The organism is Pseudomonas fluorescens, from assembly GCF_001623525.1.
Lineage (GTDB): Bacteria > Pseudomonadota > Gammaproteobacteria > Pseudomonadales > Pseudomonadaceae > Aquipseudomonas > Aquipseudomonas fluorescens_Q.
In genome coordinates, this window is record NZ_CP015225.1 from 2,225,816 (window position 1) to 2,247,363 (window position 21,548).

The window sequence follows — 21,548 nt, forward strand, 5'->3', positions numbered from 1 at the left end:
GTCCACCTACAAATCAGGCGTTCCCGACACTGCGTGTATGCCGCGATGCTTTATAGAAAAGGAAACCCAGACAAGGGATTACACACAACGATTGCAAAGCAAGACCGAAGGAACTTAACGACGAGAAACCTGTAGTTAAATTGAGCGTGAATGCGGCGACTAATGGGCCAACGACCATTCCAAGCGAGTCGGCCCCACCGACTGCAGCCGTGGTGCGACCACTACTATCTAAGTGCGCTGAAAACATCCGAATATATGCTATAAGGAAAACATAGAGGAACGACATAATTACAACCACGGAACAAAAGGCAATTACTGATGGTGGTGCGCCATAAAAGTATGATGCAATACCGGAAAGCAAACAGACTACGGCAATTGGCACAACCGTTTTATTTCGCGCAAATATAAAATTTGCAACAAACGGAACGAGAAGGGTGGGAATGGATGAAAATGATCCCAGTTTTCCTATAGCGGCCAAATCCATCCCCACCGAATGACCAACCTGCTCAAAATAAAGCCAAAGCGTATTCGATCCAGAGCTTGCTAAAAACGCCACAAGAAAAAGTGAAAAGCTCTTTATATTAAACAGGGCATAAACGCCACCTGCATTGGGCAATTGCTTAAGTTTTGCTGTGGGCATCCATATGAACAGTGGAAAACAGATCAAAGTGACCACGAGCATGAACCAAAAAATAGAGCTGGATCCGAGATGGGACTGTAAAGCAGGCACCGTAATAAAAGAGATGAGTGATGCCGCTGCAACAATGCCCGATGAATAAGCAAGTAACCTTGTGCCGCCGATAATCTGGGCCAGGGTAGCAAAGCCCATCCCCATGCATAATCCTTCACCGAACCCCGCTATCGCTCTGGCAATAATCATTGGCTCAAGCGACGTGCTTCCGATTGAGAGAAAATGTCCAATGGCTGCAAGCGATAAACCTATCAACGCAGTTAATCTCGGAGGGAGCACCTTCAGCGCAATTGAAACCAGAAGCGATGCTAACGCGATCATGGAGATTTCAGCACTGGTGGCATAGGTCGCGTTGGATGAGTCGACCTGTACTTGATCAATGACCGCACCAAATATGAAGGGCATTACCATAATAGGTAAACTAGCCAGACAAGGTATGACTAACGCAGCAACTTTTTGAATCGGGCGGGCCCTAAAGATCCCATCAGCATTATCTTGCATAACAACCTCGCCATATGAGTAATATTTATTTTTGACGGCAGAGAAAACAAAATGAAGCGATTCAATTTTTCTAATTCTTTATCGTTGCTTAGCCATGTATATCGCTCAGCTTAAGATCGTTACCAGACATTACACATAGCATCTATCTGAACAGAGCTGGTCACGCAGCGTCGCAATGGCCCAGTAAGACATTAGTTACATCCCTACCGAATCACCTACGGCACCCCACCCTCTTGGACGAAGAGCGTAGCAAGCCTCAGAGCCCCGATAAATTGCCCCATTACCTTGCAGCCAATACTATCCAACTTAAACTTCAAGATTGGATCATCTATAAAAGTGTCGAGGGATATTCATAGGAGGGATGCCCATGTATTGATAGGAATTGGACATCATCCCTTCGATAAAAAATGTCCTGGGCTCCATTACCATGATGGTAATCGACATCTAGGATAGATACCCGTGTAGCGCCGTTATCTGGAAACGCCTGAGCAGCAATAGCCGCATTGTTTAGATAGCAAAAACCGGCAAGGTAGTCAGCACCAGCGTGACGCCCTGGAGGACGACACAGCGCAAAGGCAGAAACTGCTCCATCCCTGATTTCTTCTTGGGCGGTCAATGCCACCTGCGCAGCGCTGTATGCCGCGACCCAATTTGCTTCGGTGATGGGCGTCACCATATCGAAGCTGTAGCGCCCCATTTGCGCGAGGAGATTTTGTGAGGAGTTCGCAGCCCCTTGGTGGGCATTGAACGGCGAAATCTGGGAAAGCAGATCGAAATTGTTGCCTTCTGCAGTCCAGCGCCCCCGCGCTCCTTCAAGGAAATCAATGTATTCGCAACCATGGATACGCAGTATGGGTGATAGACCAGAATCACGTGGTTCTTCCACAGGGCCTACGTTTCGGCTTTTGACCATCTCTAGAATCTGGGTAGCGCGAGCAGGACATTCAAAACTTGAATGGAACACGCCATCGATCAGCTCTGACCGTCCGAAATGCCCGCTATGCTGTGCGCTGTAGATAGTCTTCATTCCGGCTATGCCCTGTTCTGCAAATCGATACTGAAACCTCTTGGTAATGATTCTGCGGTAGGTGCCGGAGCACGCTATATAGCGAACGAGGTCAAAACCGGGCCGAAAGTGTCCAATCGGCTGGCCGCCTAGGAACGAAACACCTTTGGAGATAGTCCGCACCACCTGCGGAAAGCCCTCCGCAAAGCAGCACCATCACTAAAACCGACCTGCTCCGCGATCTGGTCGATGGTTCCGCTCTCAGAGCTCAATAAGGCCTTGGCTTTCGCAAATCGCAGCTCATCCAGCTGCTGCCGGTAGCTCGTATGCTGTCCATCCAGTTGCCGACGAAGAGTGCGGGACGAGCAGTGCATCTGTTGAGCGAGCGCGTCGAAAGCTGGCGGCTCCTTTAAGTTGAGAGCGAGGAATGTTCGCAGTTTCTCTAACCATTCCCTGTTAGAAACAAGGTCTCGATTCTGATGCTGACAGAGCTCTAGAGTTTTTCGGTGGCAGAGACTGTTAGCCAGAGGCAAGCAAATGTCCAAAGCCGCTGTGTCGAAGACGATCATCGAGCATGAATATTCAAACTGAACCTCGCAGCCAAAGGCATCTCGGTAAGCCTCTGACGCGCCCTCAAAGCTTTCATACCTGAAGCACGCCTGAACCAACTCAAACGAGCTTCCCACCATATCGCTCATGATGGTTTTGAACGAGCCAAGGCAGAGTTCAGTCAAGATCGGCTCAAGCTCTTTTGGCGCCCTGCAGTGATCCGCGCGCAATTGAACCTTTTCACCGTCAACGACCAGGCTCAGCGAGAAGTAGGTACCTAGCAACGCTGGCAGTGTTATGGGAATTTGAAGACCGCTACGCAGGTCTGCTGCCGTCATCATGGCGTACCCCAAGAGGCCATATGAAGAAATCCGTGCAGCCAATCCGATGTCCAAGCCAAGAAATGGACATCCTGAAAGCCTCAATGCATTCGAGAGCAAAAGTTGCTCCTGATCGAGGTCGACCATTTTTGCTGACTTTTCAAAGTCGAGCGGTTTGAGGCCGGTTCCAAATAGCACATCGTCTAATGGGATACCTGCTTGCTCCAGATAGCTCGTAATGCACGCGCAAAGATGAACAGGTGTCAACGTAGCGTGTTTTTTTGACTGAATGGTCATGATTCACCTCGGACGCCATCTACCAGCAAGAGTATATGGGTCGCCATACTCGCTGGCAGCCTCCTGCGGGTCAAACCTCAGCCCAAAGTAAGCTTGACTGGTAGCTAAAGGCCCACTATGACCGCTCGATTTGCTATCTCCATGACAATCAGAGGGCTGCCAGGCATAGCTGTTTCGCTCCAAACGCCTTATCTAAAACATCCCACATTGGCCGTTTCGGCTCGATTTTGACCCTAACCGCTCTATAGCCTCCTCCACGTTTGATACAAGATCAATCAACCGACCTGCCAACAAAGAGCAACGCTACGTCGATTGTTCTAGTGGGCAAGCGTATTGCTCACCACGCCATCCACCGAGGCGTAGAGATCCCTCTGTCCAGCGTTCCATGCCCCGTCGGATGGATTTGTCGCAAAGAGTTAAGAAGAATTTACCCCTACAAAAACAATGGCCAAAAAAGCCTGAGGAAAATTCTCATGAAGCTGCAAACTTTTAAACTGTCCATCAATGGGCGCGCTGAAGAATCCCTTGAGACGGCTTTCGCTATCAACCCGGCGACTGAGGAGCCTATTTGTGAATATCCCCTGGCTTCGCGCACGCAGCTTGAGGAGGCTGTCCAAGCAGCAAAGATCGCATTCACAGACTGGCGAGCAACCCCCATCGAACAGCGAAAAAAGCTGGTAGCCGCATTCGGGGACATTATTGAGGAACGACGTGAAGCGTTCATCACACTCCTAACCACCGAACAGGGTAAGGGACGGTCTGGGGCTGAATGGGAAATTGACGGTTGCATTCATTGGTGCCGTGAAATAGCCAAACAGTCACTCGAAGACGAGTTCCCTCAGGGGGTAACTGGCGAATTAATCGTAAGCCGTCATACTCCGATTGGTGTAATCGGTGCAATCACTCCATGGAACTTCCCGCTTCTGCTTGCAATCTGGAAGGTCGCTCCCGCACTGCTAGCCGGTAATACAATGGTGCTGAAGCCATCTCCTTTCACCCCGCTTTGTACCCTCTGGTTTGGTGAACTCGCAAACAAGATCTTGCCCCCCGGAGTGCTGAATGTGCTGTCGGGAGGAAACGAGCTCGGGCAACTAATTACCGAGCATCCGGACATTGGAAAAATTTCATTCACTGGCTCTACCGCGACGGGTAAACGAGTGATGCAGAGCGCTTCCACCAATCTCAAACGCCTCACGCTGGAGCTGGGTGGTAATGATCCCGCAATCGTATTTCCCGATGTAGATCCGAAGGCTATCGCCCAAGATTTGTTTTGGGCGGCATTTGCTAATAGCGGGCAATTTTGCGTGGCCACAAAACGCCTTTACGTTCATGAGGATATTTACGACGAAGTAGCTCGGGAACTCGTCGCGTATGCAGGTACAGTTAAAATGGGCAATGGCGCTGATCCGGAAGTCGCGCTCGGCCCTTTGCAAAACAGGATGCAGTTCAACAAAGTCAAAGATCTACTCCTGGACTGCAAAACCAGAGGTTTCTCCTTCATCATGGGAGGTGAGCTTGAGGAAAGAAAGGGCTACTTCATTCCAGTCACGATCATCGACAATCCCCCGGCTGACGCTCGCTGCGTCGTAGAGGAGGCATTTGGCCCAGTGCTTCCAATGATCAAATATCGTGATTTGGAGGATGTAATAAAGCAGGCTAATAGCTCGGAGTATGGATTGGCAGCAACCATTTGGTCTAAAGACCTGGATACAGCACAAAGAGTCGCAAAGCAGATCGAATCTGGCACGGTATGGATTAATCACGCTCACCAATTTTCTCCACACGTTGCTTTTGGAGGACAGAAGAACTCAGGTATGGGAATTGAGAACTCCCTTCATGGCCTCGCAGAATACACAAACATACAAACAGTTTTATTAAAAGCCGCGCAATGATCCGATAGGAGATCGACTATGGAACATTCAATCGGAAATTGGGTTGGGCGATCAGCTGCACGCTTCGGCAATAAACCTGCGATTATTTTCGAAGGCAAATATTGGTCTTTCCTAGATATCGACGTGCAGTCATCTCGCCTGGCTGCAAGTTTAGAATCGATGGGTGTGAAGCGAGAGGATGTAGTTTCGATTTACTCACCCAATTCACCAGAGTGGATCATCACCTACTACGCCATATTAAAAATAGGTGCGATCGTCAACCCACTCAATACGATGCTTACCGCCCGTGAAGCGGCGTTTGCGATAAAAAACTGTGGCGCAGTGGCAGTATTTTCTACTTCAGACAAACTGTTGGCTTTACAGGAGCATATCGGGCCAACGGAAGTTATATCACTAATCTCTTTCGACGGGATAACAGTCGCGGGGATGCGACATTTCAATCTGCTGGTCGATGCCAACGTTGCAGTGCGTGAATATCCAGTTACGGGCATTCAAAAAGATGATATCTCAACCATTGGTTACACGTCCGGCACAACAGGACAACCCAAAGGCGCAGTGCTTTCACATAGATGCATTCTCACAAACGTTTCCATGACTGCAACAATGCATTTACGTACAGCGTCTGACATTGCGGTCAGCGCGCTACCACTGTCTCATGTCTATGGGAACGTAGTCATGAATTCAGCGATTGCATACGGAATGACACTGGTATTGCATAAAACGTTTGATGCAGAGGCCATTTTATCCAGCATTCAAATCTATGGTGCGACCCTCTTAGAAGGCGTGCCTACCATGTACATCTATCTTCTCAATTGCCCTAACCTCGGCGCCTACGACGTGTCTTCATTAACGCGATGTACCGTAGGTGGACAAATGATGCCCTATACGGCAATGGAAAATGTCGAGCGCGCATTAGGTTGCCGACTTCTGGAGTTGTGGGGTATGACCGAACTCGGCGGATTAGGCACAACCCACTCTTTATATGGTGAGCGCCGACTGGGATCCATTGGCGTAGCCCTTCCTCATCTGGAAGCGCGCATTGCCCAGCTTGAGCTTGACGGGGATGCCCTGCCGCTCGGTGAAATAGGCGAGCTTCAGATTCGCGGCCCAGTAGTAATGAAGCATTACTTGGGGCGCCCTGATGCAACAGCCGAAACAAAAACAGATGAAGGCTGGCTTCGTACCGGCGACCTGGCAAGAATGGACTCTGAGGGTTTTATTTATATCGTTGACCGCCTCAAGGACATGTTCATTACTGCGGGCTTCAACATCTATCCCGCTGAGCTTGAGCGCGTGATTGCGGAGCACCCGTCAGTGGCGATGGTTGCGGTAGGAAGCGTATTGGATGAGATCAAAGGCGAGCTAGCCAAGGCCTACATTGTGCCCAAAACCGGATACGAGATTGACATTCAACAAATAGAGCGCCACTGCCGTGATCGACTAGCGGCGTACAAGGTGCCCCGCCTGTTCCAAATCGTCGAAGATTTGCCCAAAACGAGCAGCGGTAAAGTGATGCGGCGGATGCTTCGTCAAATATTTGAGTCAAAGCTGTAAACTGATTGAGGCATAGTTTATACCGGCACATCTAATCTGAGCGAGCAACGCCACTAAGCTAAACCTAAGAAGGTCTTGTCAGGTTCCTTTTTTCGCAATCAACAGAGCCTAAATAGCCAAAATGGCTGCCTTCACTAGCCGTCGCGGACGGAGCAATCTGCCAAGGACTACTTGGAATATGCTTCAGTAAAGTTCGCAATCAGGCCATTGCCGGCATTGTCGATAAGGACGTGTCAGCAGCCGCGGAGCGAAATAGTCAGAGCCAGCGGCGAACCTTGGCCTTGTAGCGGCGGTAGTCGTCGCCGAACTTCGCTTCGAGATAGCGCTCCTCGCGGGCGATCACCTGCCTCTGGATCGCGATTAGCACCAACGGGAGCAAGGCGAAGGCGATCGGCCCGTCAAAGCCAATCGCAAGGCCGGCATAGATAAGCGCCATGCCGAGATACATGGGATTGCGCGTCCACCGATAGGGACCGGTCGTTGCGATGAGGGTCGTTGGCTGCGACGGCGGAATGTTGGTGCCCAGCCGCCGGAACAGCCCTGCCGCTGCGAGCATCATCGCCGCGCCGGCAACGAACAGCAGCGCGCCCGTCGCGACCAGCAACCGCCAGTCGATGCCGAAAGAGCGCAGGGTAATGAACCGGTCCGCCGCCAGCCCCAACAGCAGCGCTCCCAGATAAAGTAAGGGTGGAGGGAAGCGCACACCCGCGTTGTGCGGTTCGACGCTCATACTCATCTCCAATTTGTGCTCTCAAGCCAGCATCGAGCGCTGGGCGAAGATACTCGTCAGCGCGCTTTGCCATATCTCCGGGGTCAGGCCGTGCAGAAGCCGGGGACGGCGACCTTCTGGAACAGGTGCGGGCTGGCCACAACGGATGACGGATATGCTGGAAGTTTCGCGAGGAACGCGGGATCAGTGAAGGCGGCGCGGACCGCCTCGGTGGATTCCCACACCACATAGTTCAGGTAAGTCGGGCTATCGCCGATCGCTCGATGCAGTTGCATGGAAATGAAGCCCGGTTGCTTCGTTATGATCTCGGCAGCTGCCTTGAAAGCGTCCAGGAAGCCCGCTTCATCGGCGGGATCGACGACCATGAAGAGGTTGATAAGCACGAGAGGCGCGGCCGCGATACCGAGTTGGCGGTCGAACGGAAATTTCTCGTCTAGAGGTTTGAATGGTTTTATGGCGGACATGGTGGCGCTCCTGTCTATTGTGAAATTGAAACTGGGGTGATCGATGCTGCCTGCTCTCAAGTCAGCATCGACTGCTGAGCGGAGATTCCGGCCGTTGCGCCCTGCCATGATGCCGTAGTGACCGAAGGCATTCCGGGGGTGGCGAGATCGCCGGCGGCATAGATGCCGGGTATGCTGGTTTCGCGGCGCTCGTCGACCTTGAGGACGATGCCGAGAGGCGTATCGACCGTGGCGAGTCCCAATGAGTCATGAAGGCTTGCGGATGGCTTAGTGGGCGGATGCGCGAACAGAATGTCGACTACGACATCGGGGCCGGTATCGAGCTTGACGGTGGCGCTATGGCCCCCGTGACGGGCGATCCCGGTGATCCGGCCATCAACGACAGGTATGTTGCGGTGGGCCAGATCGGCCCGGAGATCGGGTGCAATGTCGTGACCATCGGCGAAGACCGTCAACCTGTCGGTCCAATGCTGAAACAGCTTGACCTGAATGTGCGACTGCGGGCGGAACCAGACGAGGCCCCAATGCTGGTCGGCGACTTCGAAGCCATCGCAATAGGGACACGGGATGATGGATGTGCCCCAGCCTTCGGCAAAGCCCGGAACAGCAGGCATCTGGTCGGCGACGCCATAGCTCAGGATCAGGCGGCGCGCCCTGAGGGTTTCGCCCTCTCCCGTGAGGACGGAGAAATCATCGATGGCGCCGGAGACGCTCTCGGCCCGGGCATTGACCAGTTGGATCGTGGGATAGCGCGCCAGCTGCTGCCGCGCCTCGGCCAGGATGTCCGATGGAGGCTTGTGATCGTGGCCAAGCACGCCATGCGAGCGACCGGCGAAGCGATTGCGTGGCAGGCCGGTATCGAGAACGGTGACCTTTCGGCGGGCACGGCCGAGCTGCAGAGCTGCAGCAAGACCGGCAAAACTGCCGCCGATGATGATGACGTCATTCATGGTGATGGGCTCCGCGCTGTGTATGAATTGATTTGCCGCCTTAAGATACTTTGAAGTACCCTAATTTACGAATTAGAATACTGTCAAGTACTGGAGTTTTTATGACCGAAAACAGCCAGGCCCGGCGCGGCCGACCGGCCAACGAGGCGCTTGGCCAAACGATCATCGACGCCGCAGGCGAACTCTTTGTGGAATTGGGTTTTCAAGCGACCACCATGGACAAGGTGGCCCAACGGGCGAAGATATCCAAGCTGAGCATCTATCGGCACTTCGAAAACAAGGAGGCGCTGTTCAGCGCGGCCATTGCGGCCCACTGCCAGCAGTTGGCACCAAAGGCCCTTTTTGCAGGCATCGACGGTTCGGCCGAAGATCAGCTCACGGCGGTGGGAACAACCCTGCTTCGCACGCTGTTGAGTCCGGACGTGCGCAGTGTCGAAGCCATGATCATGGCCGACAAAACGAATCAAAAGTCGTTAAGCAAGCCCCAATACGAAGCCGGCCCCGCCTATATCATTGCGCAAATAGAAACCCTGCTGCGTCAGCTGCACGCGAAGGCGGTTCTGAACGTTCCCGACCCTCGCCAGTCCGCCCGCTTGTTTGCCGCGCTTTTCAAAGGATCCGATCTTCTGATCATCGCGCGCTTCGATGAAGCGAGAGCGGAGGACGACAACGAAATAGAATCCTATTGCCGGTCGGCTGTCGCCATGTTCATCGCCGCACACACGACGGTGCCATCCCGACGATATGCTATCGGGTCCGGAGCATCGATCGGTACCGCAGCCAAAGCTGAAACGTTGTCATGTCGATAACTAAAATGCCGTCAGGATGATCTGCTACAAAATTCGAGCCGCGCCAGGCGCTCCGATAAACTTAACGAAACGCTGGGCGATTCAGTCTGTGTTGGCCGAAAACTGGCGTGTCGCCAGTCTACATTGCAGAGGCCGTCGGCCGTACGACCAGCTCGTTGACGTCGACGCTATCAGGCTGCTCAAGTGCGTAGCGGATCGCCCGAGCGATCGCATCAGGAGACATTCCCTGCGGAATCGAGACCTTGAGCATTGCGGCGATATCGGGATCGGTGACGTCGTGACCCAGTTCGGTTGCGGTAGGTCCGGGCGAGATGAGTGTCGTACGAATCATATCGTGCTCCTGCCTCAACCCTTCGGTAATTGCACGCACTGCATGCTTGGTCGCGGAATAGACGGAAGACGACGGCATCACAATGCGCGCCGCAATGGAGGCAATATTGATGACATGCCCATTCTTTTGCGCGATGAAGTCGGGCAGCACTGCGGCGATGCCGTTGAGGACGCCGTGGATGTTCACGTCGATCATCCGCTTCCACTCGTCCCTCTTGAGCGCGGCGAGCATCGATAGCGGCATGACGCCAGCATTGTTGACCAGCGCGTCGATCCGACCGAACCGCTCCTTCGCCGCACCGGCGAACGCATCGAATGCGCAGCCGTCGGTTACGTCGAGCTCGCGCCACGCAACATTCTCACCGAGCTCGTCCGCCAATGCCTCCAGGCGCGTGCCGCGACGTGCGCCAATGAACAGCCGCGCGCCTGCAGCCGCCAGCTCCCGCGTGGTCGCCTCGCCGATGCCGCTCGATGCGCCAGTAATTAGCACCACTTTGTCGATTTTGGAGGTCATGAACCGATCCTTCGCCTTAAAAATGAGGCACTCAGGATGTTACTTGGGTCGCAACATGCGGTAGTGCGATCCTACAAATAGTTTGCACGATCCTCTAAGATTGGATGCGGCGCCAGCCTGGCGTGAACTCGACTCAAGAAGGCCTTCATGGACAGGATCAACGAACTCGCGAGTGCAATCGACCGCCACGCCCCTGGATCGGGCCTCTGTGTCACCGCCATACCCCGCTTATCACTGGTCCATGTAGATCGGCCTAGCATGCCGACGCCGGTGGTTTATGAGGCTGGGCTTTGCCTGATCGCCCAAGGGGCGAACCGCGTTTCGATGGGCGAGCGCAGCATGGTCTACGACGCCGCGAACTACTTACTGGTCTCAGTCGACATGCCCCTCCTATGCCACGTCATCGATGCGAGCCCAGACAAACCCTACCTTTGCTGCAAGATCGGGTTCGATCCCGTACTACTTGCAGAGCTGTTGATGACGGAGGGCCGCACTTCCCCTCGCACCGATCTACCGATACTTGGAGTACACCCCAGCGATCCGGACCTTATCGATGCTGTCTGCAGATTTGTTCGACTCCTCGACCGGCCCGAGACAATCGGCGCTCTGGCGCCCCTCATAGAGCGAGAGATCCTTTATAGGCTCCTTACTGGCCCACATGGTCCGATGCTGCGCCACGTCGCAACAGCCGGCAGCCACCTCAACCAGGTAAGCCGCGCCATCGGCGTAATCCGCCGGCAGTTCGACGGCCAAATCCGCATTGAGGACATTGCAGCCGAGGCGGGCATGAGCCCCTCCTCACTCCACGCGCACTTCAAGGGCATCACAGGCCTGACGCCGCTCGAGTACCAGAAGCAGTTGCGATTGCAAGAGGCGCGCCGCCTGATGCTGGTAGGGAACGCGACGGCAGGCGCAGCGGGGTTTGCGGTTGGATATGAAAGCCCGTCGCAGTTCAGTCGTGAATATCGGCGCCTGTTCGGCGCTCCACCCAGGCAGGACATCGAACGGTTGCATGCCGCGCCAGCGACGGCCGTGTCTCTTTAGAACCGTTGCGTGCCAACGATCTACCGAAGGGGAAACAGCTTGTCCTCGCCGAGCGCCAATAGCGCAAGATTGAACAGATGACCTCGAAATCTGAACCGAACGCTAGAAGATGAGCCGCGTTTCGGTATCGAAACCGTACTGACCCTGCAACTCAAGGTCGAGAGTGATCTGGAGCCTTCCTGGCGGCTCTATTCTGACCGGGCGAGCCAGCAGGGCATTGAGCGAAACCTGGCCTGGAAGGATCGAGCACGCATCTCCCCCGCTCGCATCGCAAGCTATGCCAACACCAACCTGTCGTGGAGCCGTAACTCCATCCTCAACCGATTGACCGAAGAGCGGCCTGCGCTCGGTGGTGCCTTGGCAGAGGCCGCACGAGACGCTCGGAACGGTTTCGGTGTACAAGCAGGAGCTCAGCTTCAGCGGCCTCTGGAGATTGTGACGCAGACCGCCAACTATCTCGGCGTACCCGTTGGTGCAGCCGCCCAAGCATTGTTGGATGCCCATGCAGTCTCGATCGGTGATGGCGCCATTGCCCTGCACAACGACCAGGGAATTCCTCTACGATCGCTCGGCACCGGATCGTCTCGCTTGCTGGTAGCGGGCCTTCAACGCCAGGTCGCACAGGCAGCCTCCATAGCATTGGTGGATGAGGTGGAGTACGGCCTGGAACCCCATCGTTTGATTCGTGCTATTACCCGGCCATCGGCGCTTCCTTCGAACACCAGGTTGCCGGCAGTGCTCAAGGTGCCGCCGTTGAAGATCGTCACATAGGGCACTTCCCAGGCCGGCTATTGCTTGACCGGGTCCCAGGCGATCAGCTTGCCAGACCAGCCCTTGGCCATTTCCAGCAGTCCGTCAGCGTTTTCCGGCATCATCCCGGTGCGCAGGCCCAACTGATACATGCTCTTGAATGGGTTGCGCTTCGGCGCCTCGGGGATGTGTTCGTAATAGGCGGACATGATGTGTGCCGGGATGTGCGGTGTAGTCCCAGGCATCTCCCGGCGTGGTCTGGTAATGCCAGACGTATTCTCCCGTGTCGGCGTTGACCGCGACGATCGAGGACAGAAACAGGTTGTCACCCTTGGCCTGACTGCGCCATTTCGGGTCCCACAACGAACCATTGCCAACGCCGATGTACAACAGGTTCAAGTCAGGATCGAAGGCAAAAGAGTCCCAGGCGGTGCCGCCGCCACCCTGCTCGACGAACGCGTCGCCGTGCCAGGTCTTGGCGGCGATGGCCATGGCCTTGTCTTCCGGCGGCAGCTTGGGATCGCCCGGTACTGTATAGAAGCGCCAGGCCTGCTTGCCGGTTTCTGCGTCGTAGGCGGTGACGTAGCCACGCACGCCGAATGCGGCGCCGCCGTTGCCAATCACCACCTTGCCGTTGACCACCCGAGGGGCACCCGTGATGGTGTAGCTGCGCGAGTGATCGGCCCGGGTGTCCACCGACCAGGCGCGCTGGCCGGTCCTCGCATCAATGGCTTCCAGGCGACCGTCCAGCACGCCCACGTAGACCTTGCCCCTCCACACCGCGACGCCGCGATTGACCGCATCACAACACGCTTCGCCCGCGCGGTTACGGTCGGACTGCGGGTCATACTTCCAGATCAGCCTGCCATTGCGCGCATCCAGGGCGTAGACCACTGAAAACGGACCGGTGGTGTACATCACTCCGTCGACCACGATGGGTGTAGCCTCGACACCACGGTCCAGATCCAGCTTATAGCTCCACGCCAAGCCAAGCTGGCTGACGTTTCGGTCGCTGATCTTGTTAAGCGGGCTGTAGCGTTGCTCATCGTAGGTACGACCGGTGCTCATCCAGTTACCGGGTTCCTGATTGGCGGCAATAATCCGCTTGCCATCGACATTGGCCGGCATGTCCAGCGCCCAGGCCGGCATGACGCTCAGGGCTAACGCGACGAACAGGCTCTTGAGCTGAGCGCCAAAGGGCGCGGTTCGAGGGGCGGGAGGCACGGCGAGACCAAACTGTGTCATGGGGACTCCTGATTCTTATTAGTAGCGAAGCCATTGCGCTGCGCCGAAGGACAAGAGCAACCCCTGTGCCAGCCTTCGCCAAAGACCTGTAAGCCGCGCCATACAAGGCTTGCAAGCAGAATCGAAGACTGCGCCAACCTGCGACAGGTGTCGCATCTACGGAGCATTTGTGCCGCAGCTGACACACTTCTGTTTGACCTGCCTCGGCATGTCTCACCATGGTCTTGGCGCGCTTACCTGCCCACATCTTTCAAGCACACAGGCAAGTCGATCTGTCGTGGACTCCAGCGTTAACCCTGGAGCGACCTGGCTATAAGGCGAAATAGAGCCTGGCTGCAGTGATTAGGCACGTGGTTTTCCGCCCAGCACCAATGCAACGCCCCCCAGCACAGCGACAGATGCCAAGACGATCCTTTCGCTCAGAGCTTCCCCCAGAAAAACGATGCCAGCCAGCGAAGCCAGAATGGGCACGCTCAGTTGCACCGTCGCTGCTTGAAACGCCGCAAGATGACACACCGCGACATACCAGACCGCGTAGCCGAAACCTGACGCAAGCGCGCCGGAAAGAACCGCATAAAGTATCCCCTGCGGATCCCAACGCAGTTCTGAGAGAAACGGCAAGCTTGCAATCAATACCAGGGGAATCGAGCGCAAGAAATTGCCGGTTGTGGTTGCCAGCGGATCGGCGACAGTTTTGCCAAGCAGCGAGTAGATCCCCCATGCCACCCCCGATAACAGCATCGTGAATGCGCTAACGGGATCAGGTGCGGCTGCACCTGGAAGCAGCAGGCTGACCAAGCCAACAATCGCCAGCACAAACCCAACGATTGCCAGCGCGTGCATCCGCTCGCCTTTGAACAAGCCGTACAGAACCATGCTCAATTGAACCGCGCCAAACAACAGCAGCGCCCCCGTCCCGGTCTCCAAATGACGGTATGCGAAGGAAAAAGCAAAGACGTAAACGAACAAGGCTGCGGCGCCCTTCCAACTGCCTTTGATCGTGTTTGAGGACCGTCTCAAGGCACACATCAGCCATAACACCAAGGCCCCGCTGGCCAACCGGACAACGCTGAAACTCGCGGCATCGATGGCGGTGTGTTTAAGCGCCAGGCGGCACAGCAGCGAATTTGCGGCAAAGGCGAGCATGGCGAAACAGGTCATCGCGATCAATCTCGCCGATGCTGACGAGTTGGACACCCGAGTTAAGTGTTTGCTCATTGTCATGGTCGATCCCAATGCCTAGGCAGGCTCTCAGAACGCTCGACGCCACCGCGCCATTAAAAATACCTTAGATGTCTCTGTACCGATCGGTCAATACAACTATCATCCTGCGACCATGGGATGAGCGTCTCCCGTCTGTATCCTTCAGCGAGGACGCATGGGTATGATTGACGCTAAACCGGTTGGAACTGACTTATGGGAAAAAAGAACGCCGTCGTCGCTGCCGAACCTGCTGAAAAAAGCACCAAGGAACGGATCCTGAAAATCGCTGCACAGTTGTTTTCGACGCGCGGGTTTCACGCGACCGGCATGGCTGAGTTGGAGAAAGCCACTGGCCTGGCTCGAGGCGCGCTGTATTACCACATCGGCAACAAGGAAGAATTGCTGTTCGAAATCACCAGCCGGTACCTGCGAGTGCTGATCGCAGAAGGCACGCCTCTGTGCGAGAGCGATTTGGCTGCGGAAGATAAATTTCGCCATCTCTCGGCCATCGTGATGCGCACGATTGTCACCCACCTGGCCGAAATGACGGTGTGTTTCCGCGAAGTGTATTCGGTCATTGGCGAGCGCCAGACCGAGTTGCTCGACCTGCACCGGCAATATGAAAAACTCTGGTCGCAGATCCTCAAGGCTGGCGTGAGCGAGGGGACCTTCCGCACATCCGACTCGTTGGCCGTGAAGGCTATCCTTGGTATTCATCACTACAGCTACTTGTGGATCAAGCCCGGAGGCCCTCGCTCCCCGGAATCCATCGCGACGTTTTTCTGTGACACCCTCCTGCCCGGACTGAAGGTTGAGCCGCGCCCCGCTTGACTGTCATCAGCGGCGCTTCAGATGCGCCGCCTCCCTGGACCTCCTCCGCATTTACGTTCCCTCGCCATGGTTGCCCTTGCGACTGGACCAGGCGCGCTTTTCGTTCTAGGCTGACCATAGACCGACCGATCGGTCTGTAGATGTACTGTTGGGTCGTTCCGACAAGAACAAGAGGGAAAAACAATGACAAAAAAGTCCATGATCCCCGCCAAGCAAGACATGCCTCAAACAGCTTTGGCTCGCAGGGATTTCCTGATTAAAAGCGGGGCCATTATCGGTACTGCTGCGTTTGCTCTGGGTGACAGCGACCTGGTCAACGCGCAGACGACCAACATCGCCCCGCCTGATCCGAGCCAGCCCCTTGAAGTCCCACAATGGACCCGCAGTCTTGGCGCTCCCACGGCAAACCCTTATGGCAAACCTTCAACGTTCGAAACCAAAGCGGTCAGGATTCTATATCCCGGCCTGAAGGACACGATGTCCGCCTACAGCACCTCGCCACTTCAGGAGTTGGACGGCATCATCACCCCGAACGGCCTGTTTTATGAGCGCCACCACGCGGGCGTCCCACAAATCGATCCGGCGCAACATCGGCTGGTGATTCACGGCCTCACCGAAACAGCCCTGATCTTTACCATGGACGAGATACGCCAATTCCCCGCCGTTTCTCGAGTGCACTTCATGGAGTGTTCGGGCAACCCATCGTTTCTACCACCCTGGGGCAAAACCGCAGCCGAAGTCAGCGGCCTGGTGAGTTGCGCTGAATGGACAGGCGTTACCTTGAAAACCCTGCTGGATGAAGCCGGGCTTAAGCCTCAAGCCAAGTGGATCATCGCCGAAGGGGCCGATGGTGCGGCAATGACACGCAGTATTCCCATCGAGAAATGCCTCGACGATGTGATGGTTGTCTACAGCCAGAACGGCGAGCGCCTGAGGCCGGAACAGGGCTACCCGCTTCGCCTGTTTGTCCCCGGGTACGAGGGCAATACCCACATCAAATGGCTGCGCCGACTTCACGTCACCGACGCGCCCGCCTACAGCCGGGAAGAAACCGCCAAATACACCGACTTGATGGCGGACGGCAAGGCTCGGAAGTTTTCCTTTGTCATGGAGTGCAAATCGCTGGTGACCTACCCTTCCGGCACCCAGAAACTGACGCGCAAGGGCCTGCATGAGATGCGTGGCATTGCCTGGAGCGGCCACGGCAAAATCACCCGGGTCGATGTTTCCGTCGATGGCGGCAATAACTGGACACAAGCCAGGTTACAGGAGCCCATTCTGACCAAGGCCCTGACCGTCTTCAGGGCGCCTTTCGAATGGAACGGCCAGGAATTGATGATCATGAGCCGCGCCATCGACGAGACCGGATACGTTCAGCCGATGCTGGACCAGTTGATCAATGAACGTGGCAAGGTCTCTTTCTACCACAACAATTCGGTGCAACCGTGGCGCGTGTCCAGCACTGGGGAGGTGACCAATGGACGGGCTTAAAGGTGGTTCGTTATTCATCGGTTTGCTTTGCGCCTTTGCGCTGACTCATGCCTCGGCACAGTCCCGATACGGTTTGGGCACCAAGGCTACCGAAGCGCAGATCGCTAGCTGGAACATCGATGTAGCACCCGACGGCAAGGGCTTGCCTCCAGGACGCGCAACGGTGGCGGACGGGGAAAAGGTCTACATAAACAGTTGCGTCAGCTGTCATGGCGTGAAGCTCGAAGGTGGCATCGGCCCTGCGTTGGCGGGAGGCGAAGGAACGCTGACGACTGACAAACCGCTCAAGACAGTCGGCAGCTATTGGCCTTATGCAACGACGCTTTTCGACTACATCCGCAGAGCCATGCCCTTCCAGGCGCCACAGTCATTGTCCAACGATCAGGTCTATGCAGTGACCGGCTACATCCTGCACATGAACAAGCTGCTGGACGCCAACGCGACCGTGGAGGCGGCGACCTTGGCGGATGTAAAGATGCCGAATCGAGACGGTTTTTATACCGATGACAGACCGGACAGCAAGGCTGCTGCGTGTATGTCGGACTGTTTAAAAGCCCACTGACGAAAAAAAATGTAGAATCCGCTCGCCGGAAAACCGTTCCCTCCTCTACGAGCTTTGCTGATGAAACTGGCCAGCCGCGAAAAATCGATGATTGCCTGGGTGCTGTATTTCAGCGTCCTGTTCGCGTCGTTGCTGTGCGCGATGGGCCATGGAAAAATGGCCGGCTTGCGATTGAGCGGTCTGGACGGCGGACTGTTTTGCTCTACAGACGGCGGCGCGGTACTCGAAAGCCCGCACGACGTGCCCGCCCCTTCACTGCCCGTCGAAGCTGATTGCGTCATTGCCAGCCTGTTCGGCGCGATCCTGCTGGCAGCTTTTTTCGGGCTGCTCGCCCTGCTTGCCGGCGAGCCAGCAAGGCCCTTGCCCGAACAACCGACCCGCTGCTTACCCAGGATCAAGGCGGCCGTTATGGCGGGAAGTATTAATGGCGGGCATGCCAACTCCTTGTCTGGCTCGGTCCGCCCGCAAGCCGGGAGTTGGAAAAAGAAAATGAGTAAAACGAGCCTGGGTTGCCCCTTCGCGCGGACCGCGGGCGCAGCGAACGCCTAAGACCAGACTCTAGCGTTAAGCGCTGAGTGAGGCAACGCTCGCCCACAAAAAACTCTGTTGGTGCGTATGGGGGACAAGGGTAAGTGAACGGGTATTACACCTTGCCAGCGGATACCCACTTGTGCGGCAGCAGCTCGGCCAGAGCGCTGGTCTTCTGCGTCGGCAGCCGTGTCAGCACAACAACATCAATACACCATCACCAAAAACACATCCTCGCCGATTTTTGTGCCAATGGTATCCGTCAGGCCAAGTCATCGTAAGCGTCCCGTAATCACACCTTGCCGCATTGCGCCTAGAGGACGCTACGCACCGTCCAGTAGGCGTTTGACGAGCATCGATACAGCTTGAACCGGCGAAGTCAGGGCCGTGTCTATCGTAAACGGCGCTTCAGCCCACGCTTCATATTCGTGATCCAACACAGATTGCCAGGTGGGTGGAGTCAGCCCCGAAATATCACCCAGCCTTGTATCTACACGGCGCTGATGTTCATTTTTGTCCGAGCAAATCACTTCAATATTCATCAAGCGAACACCAGCCCTTGAGGCGATTTCGCTCCAGGCCAATCGGCTTTCGATCACTGGATTTACACAGTCAACGATGACGGTACGTCCTAGATCAAGATTACTCAGCGCAAGTTCATTAGCGACCATGTAACCACTACGCCCTACATCTTGAGAAAGTGCACCGGAGTTTCGTATCGCTTGCTCAATAGTATCGATCCGCAGGTAGAGAGCGCCTACCGTATCGACCAGCCCTTTGGCAATAGTGGTTTTTCCGGTACCAGGAAGACCGCTGAATACGATAAGCATTATCTGTCCTTTACTGTGAGTTAACTCAACACTGACCTTGGCCAGTTATGCGGCAGTAGCTACCCATTCTCACTCGCCCGCTGCTCATTCGGCCCCATAGGGCTCGAACTTCTTGTAATGAGGTGTAATTGTCTCTGTTTATCGCTCAGCATAGGATGATCCCAAGAAGGAGCGGTCCGACGTTTAGCACAGCGCATCAAACGTTTAGGCATTTTACAGGCAAAAAAAAGCCACTCATCTGAGTGGCTTTTTTCTTAATCTTGGAGCGGGAAACGAGACTCGTATCTGGCGTCCGACCCATTGAAATCTAAGGGGTTTCTTTTCTTGCCCGAGCAGGAAAAGACTTAATTCTGGACTTGTTCTTTGGGAGGATCAAGAGCCAACCATGAATGAAAAGTCAGTGCTCTGAGCCAATCTTCGTCTTTTTTCAGTAGCGCTTGTAAATCCGGAGAAAGCAGCATCGGTGAAAAAGCACTGACATGCGTGTTTTCCGGCCCGAGCAACCCCTTGGATTACAAGTCACGCGGATGTTGTCAAGGACACGGTGGCTTTTATGGGGGGCATTCAGTTTTTGGTCAGGTGTCTCGTATTGTCGCCGCGTCGTTGTTTAATAGAGTTCGGGTGCCGATTGGCAATACTGGCAGGGCGCATGACCATTACGTACGACTTTCTCTCTGTGAAACTGTCGAGTTGACGGCCTCTTTGTTACCCTGAATGGGCTTCTCGCTTCTGTTTCCAGCGCTGGTGTCGAGATCCTGAAACACATTTCCCCACAGAACCGACCTGGCTGGTATCGTTCTCGACGATCAGCTTGGTATCGCCGAGTTCCTCCTTGGGAGGCGACGAGCGCAAGCCGTCGAAGAGGTTGCGGGCAGGCGTCGCGGCTTGCCGACGCTGCAGCTGCGCAATGCCTACCCTGATGGGGCTCAGCGCGGCTGAAGACGCAGCAGTTTGCCATCCTGTTCGTCGGTGAGCACGTAGAGCAGGCCGTCAGGGCCCTGCCTGACATCCCGAACGCGGGCATGCCCGTCCTCCAGCAACTTGTGCTCGGCCACGACCTTACCGTCTTTCAGTTCGATACGGTCGAGGTAACCGAACTTGAGCGAACCGACGAAGAGATTGCCCTTCCATGCCGGCCCATAACGGTCGCTAGTCAGGAAGGCCATGCCGGACGGCGCGATCGAGGGCACCCAATAATGCAGCGGCTGCTCCATGCCGTCCTTGGCGGTCAGGCCGTCGCCAATCTTCCCGCCGCCATAGTTTTCGCCGTAGGTTATGACCGGCCAACCGTAGTTGCGACCCGCCAGCGGAACGTTGATCTCGTCGCCGCCCTGCGGACCGTGATCGTTCATCCAGAGGCGGCCGTCCGGACCGAGCGTAGCGCCCTGGCTATTGCGATGGCCATAGCTCCAGATCTCTGGCAAGGCACCGGGGCGGCCGACGAAAGGGTTGTCGGTCGGCACCACGCCGTCCTTCTGGATGCGCACCACTTTGCCCAAGTGGTTATCGAGCTCCTGCGCATCCTCCTTCCGGCTGTAACGCTCCCCCAACGTGACGAAAAGCGTCCCGTCCTTCGCCTCGACGATGCGGCAGCCGAAATGCGCGGAGCTGCTCACTTTCGGTCGCTGACTGAAAATCACCTGCAGGTTGTCGAGACGCACCATGTTGCTCGACAGCGTCGCGCGTGCCACTGCCGTGCTATTGCCCGCGCCACCAGCAGCCGGTTCGGAAAAGCAGAAGTAGACCATGCGATTCACGTCGAAAGCACTGTCGGTCACCACATCCAGCAGCCCGCCCTGCCCGCCTGCCGCGATCGCCGGCAGCCCCTCAACCGGCGGGCCGATGCTCCCATCGGCACCAACCACCCGAAGCCGTCCCGGCCGTTCTGTCACCAAGTAGCGATGTGCCGGCAGAAAGGCCACTGCCCAGGGATTCTCTAATCCGGTTGCCACCCGCTCAGCCCGCACCTCGGCGGCCAGCGCGCTGGCAGCAAAACCCATGGCAAGAAATGCTGGGACCAGAACCCACTCAAGTTTCAGATTCATGTCTGTTCCAATGGTTGATTTGACAGCCGCTAGCACACCCTACGAAGAAAGATATAAATTAGTAAATCTGTGCGCTACGCATGTGCATCCAGATATTTCTCTGCTTTTGCGATCCCGTTAATGCGCCGAAGTTTCTGCATCGTGAAGACGCCCCCCTGCGTCCGAACGCCAATGGCGGGAGGCTTCGACGCCAGGTGTTTAGGCACGGCGCCTCAAGTCGGCGGCTCGCTGAACTTGGCGACGAACGTCTCTATGAAGCTCGGTGATCCGGCGAGGGTCAGCGTCACTTCGTGCCAGCCTCCCAGCTCGACGGTCACTGCAGGTCGTGGTCCCACACTACACGCCCACTGAGGTATTTCATCTCGCCCCACCGAGAACGCGTGCGCCACCGCGCCCGTGGTAACGGAGCCTG

17 protein-coding genes and 3 pseudogenes are annotated in these 21,548 nt (G+C 55.7%); 9 read left to right on the forward strand and 11 right to left on the reverse strand.

Annotated elements, in window-relative coordinates; genetic code table 11:
- Positions 1-13: 13 nt before the first annotated feature.
- The 3 genes from TK06_RS30725 to TK06_RS09415 all read right to left on the reverse strand — a co-directional run bounded on the left by TK06_RS30725 (position 14) and on the right by TK06_RS09415 (position 3,364).
- Positions 14-1,192 (reverse strand): MFS transporter, encoded by a 1,179-nt coding sequence (locus tag TK06_RS30725; RefSeq protein WP_086936615.1) that lies wholly within the window; start codon positions 1,190-1,192, stop codon positions 14-16.
- A 328-nt stretch (positions 1,193-1,520) separates the two neighbouring features.
- Positions 1,521-2,219, reverse strand: coding sequence for a hypothetical protein (locus TK06_RS30730; protein WP_238992610.1), 699 nt, complete (start codon positions 2,217-2,219; stop codon positions 1,521-1,523).
- Between the two features lie 128 nt (positions 2,220-2,347).
- Complete coding sequence (locus TK06_RS09415) at positions 2,348-3,364, reverse strand: AraC family transcriptional regulator (protein ID WP_086936616.1); 1,017 nt, start codon at positions 3,362-3,364, stop codon at positions 2,348-2,350.
- Between the two features lie 473 nt (positions 3,365-3,837).
- Here TK06_RS09415 and TK06_RS09420 point away from each other — a divergent pair, with 473 nt between their 5' ends.
- Complete coding sequence (locus TK06_RS09420; protein WP_063321871.1) at positions 3,838-5,256, forward strand: aldehyde dehydrogenase family protein; 1,419 nt, start codon at positions 3,838-3,840, stop codon at positions 5,254-5,256.
- 18 nt (positions 5,257-5,274) lie between these two features.
- Complete coding sequence (locus tag TK06_RS09425) at positions 5,275-6,810, forward strand: class I adenylate-forming enzyme family protein (protein ID WP_063321872.1); 1,536 nt, start codon at positions 5,275-5,277, stop codon at positions 6,808-6,810.
- 256 nt (positions 6,811-7,066) lie between these two features.
- On the opposite strand, the gene TK06_RS09430 is transcribed toward TK06_RS09425, so the two are convergent.
- From TK06_RS09430 to TK06_RS09440, 3 genes are all read right to left on the reverse strand, one after another.
- Positions 7,067-7,540, reverse strand: a complete 474-nt coding sequence (locus TK06_RS09430) for a methyltransferase family protein (RefSeq protein WP_063321873.1) — start codon at positions 7,538-7,540, stop codon at positions 7,067-7,069.
- 83 nt (positions 7,541-7,623) lie between these two features.
- The gene (locus tag TK06_RS09435) at positions 7,624-8,004 is read right to left on the reverse strand and encodes an antibiotic biosynthesis monooxygenase family protein (RefSeq protein WP_063321874.1); all 381 of its coding nucleotides are present in this window, start codon (positions 8,002-8,004) and stop codon (positions 7,624-7,626) included.
- 56 nt (positions 8,005-8,060) lie between these two features.
- On the reverse strand, positions 8,061-8,954 hold the full coding sequence (locus TK06_RS09440) for an NAD(P)/FAD-dependent oxidoreductase (protein ID WP_063321875.1): 894 nt from the start codon (positions 8,952-8,954) through the stop codon (positions 8,061-8,063).
- 101 nt (positions 8,955-9,055) lie between these two features.
- Between TK06_RS09440 and TK06_RS09445 the strand changes: the two are divergent.
- A pseudogene (locus TK06_RS09445) lies at positions 9,056-9,676 on the forward strand (TetR/AcrR family transcriptional regulator); the annotation flags it as partial.
- 205 nt (positions 9,677-9,881) lie between these two features.
- Here the strand turns inward: TK06_RS09445 and TK06_RS09450 are convergent.
- A complete protein-coding gene (locus TK06_RS09450; RefSeq protein ID WP_063321876.1) occupies positions 9,882-10,607 on the reverse strand; it encodes an SDR family oxidoreductase in 726 nt (241 codons plus the stop codon).
- A gap of 147 nt (positions 10,608-10,754) precedes the next feature.
- Between TK06_RS09450 and TK06_RS09455 the strand changes: the two genes are divergently transcribed.
- Both TK06_RS09455 and TK06_RS33265 read left to right on the forward strand, forming a co-directional pair.
- Complete coding sequence (locus TK06_RS09455) at positions 10,755-11,651, forward strand: AraC family transcriptional regulator (protein ID WP_063321877.1); 897 nt, start codon at positions 10,755-10,757, stop codon at positions 11,649-11,651.
- Positions 11,652-11,753: 102 nt separating this feature from the next.
- A pseudogene (locus TK06_RS33265) lies at positions 11,754-12,338 on the forward strand (ATP-dependent endonuclease); the annotation flags it as partial.
- On the opposite strand, the pseudogene TK06_RS09465 reads toward TK06_RS33265, so the two are convergent.
- Positions 12,263-13,646, reverse strand: a pseudogene (locus TK06_RS09465) (PQQ-binding-like beta-propeller repeat protein); the annotation flags it as partial. The pseudogenes TK06_RS33265 and TK06_RS09465 overlap by 76 nt on opposite strands.
- Positions 13,647-13,988: 342 nt before the next feature.
- Positions 13,989-14,864 (reverse strand): DMT family transporter, encoded by an 876-nt coding sequence (locus TK06_RS09470; protein WP_063325117.1) that lies wholly within the window; start codon positions 14,862-14,864, stop codon positions 13,989-13,991.
- 198 nt (positions 14,865-15,062) lie between these two features.
- On the opposite strand from TK06_RS09470, the gene TK06_RS09475 reads away from it, so the two are divergent.
- From TK06_RS09475 to TK06_RS09490, 4 genes are all read left to right on the forward strand, one after another.
- On the forward strand, positions 15,063-15,680 hold the full coding sequence (locus TK06_RS09475) for a TetR/AcrR family transcriptional regulator (RefSeq protein WP_063321879.1): 618 nt from the start codon (positions 15,063-15,065) through the stop codon (positions 15,678-15,680).
- Positions 15,681-15,878: 198 nt separating this feature from the next.
- On the forward strand, positions 15,879-17,171 hold the full coding sequence (soxC, locus tag TK06_RS09480; RefSeq protein ID WP_063325118.1) for a sulfite dehydrogenase: 1,293 nt from the start codon (positions 15,879-15,881) through the stop codon (positions 17,169-17,171).
- On the forward strand, positions 17,158-17,733 hold the full coding sequence (locus tag TK06_RS09485) for a c-type cytochrome (protein WP_063321880.1): 576 nt from the start codon (positions 17,158-17,160) through the stop codon (positions 17,731-17,733). The genes soxC and TK06_RS09485 overlap by 14 nt, the downstream gene beginning before the upstream one ends.
- A gap of 60 nt (positions 17,734-17,793) precedes the next feature.
- Entirely contained in the window at positions 17,794-18,282 is a 489-nt protein-coding gene (locus TK06_RS09490) for a DUF2946 family protein (protein ID WP_238992612.1), read from the forward strand.
- A 302-nt stretch (positions 18,283-18,584) separates the two neighbouring features.
- Here the strand turns inward: TK06_RS09490 and TK06_RS09495 are convergent, their stop codons facing one another.
- Positions 18,585-19,091 (reverse strand): AAA family ATPase, encoded by a 507-nt coding sequence (locus tag TK06_RS09495; RefSeq protein WP_063321881.1) that lies wholly within the window; start codon positions 19,089-19,091, stop codon positions 18,585-18,587.
- Between the two features lie 926 nt (positions 19,092-20,017).
- The gene (locus TK06_RS09500; protein WP_192260541.1) at positions 20,018-21,136 is read right to left on the reverse strand and encodes a PQQ-dependent sugar dehydrogenase; all 1,119 of its coding nucleotides are present in this window, start codon (positions 21,134-21,136) and stop codon (positions 20,018-20,020) included.
- Between the last annotated feature and the right edge of the window lie 412 nt (positions 21,137-21,548).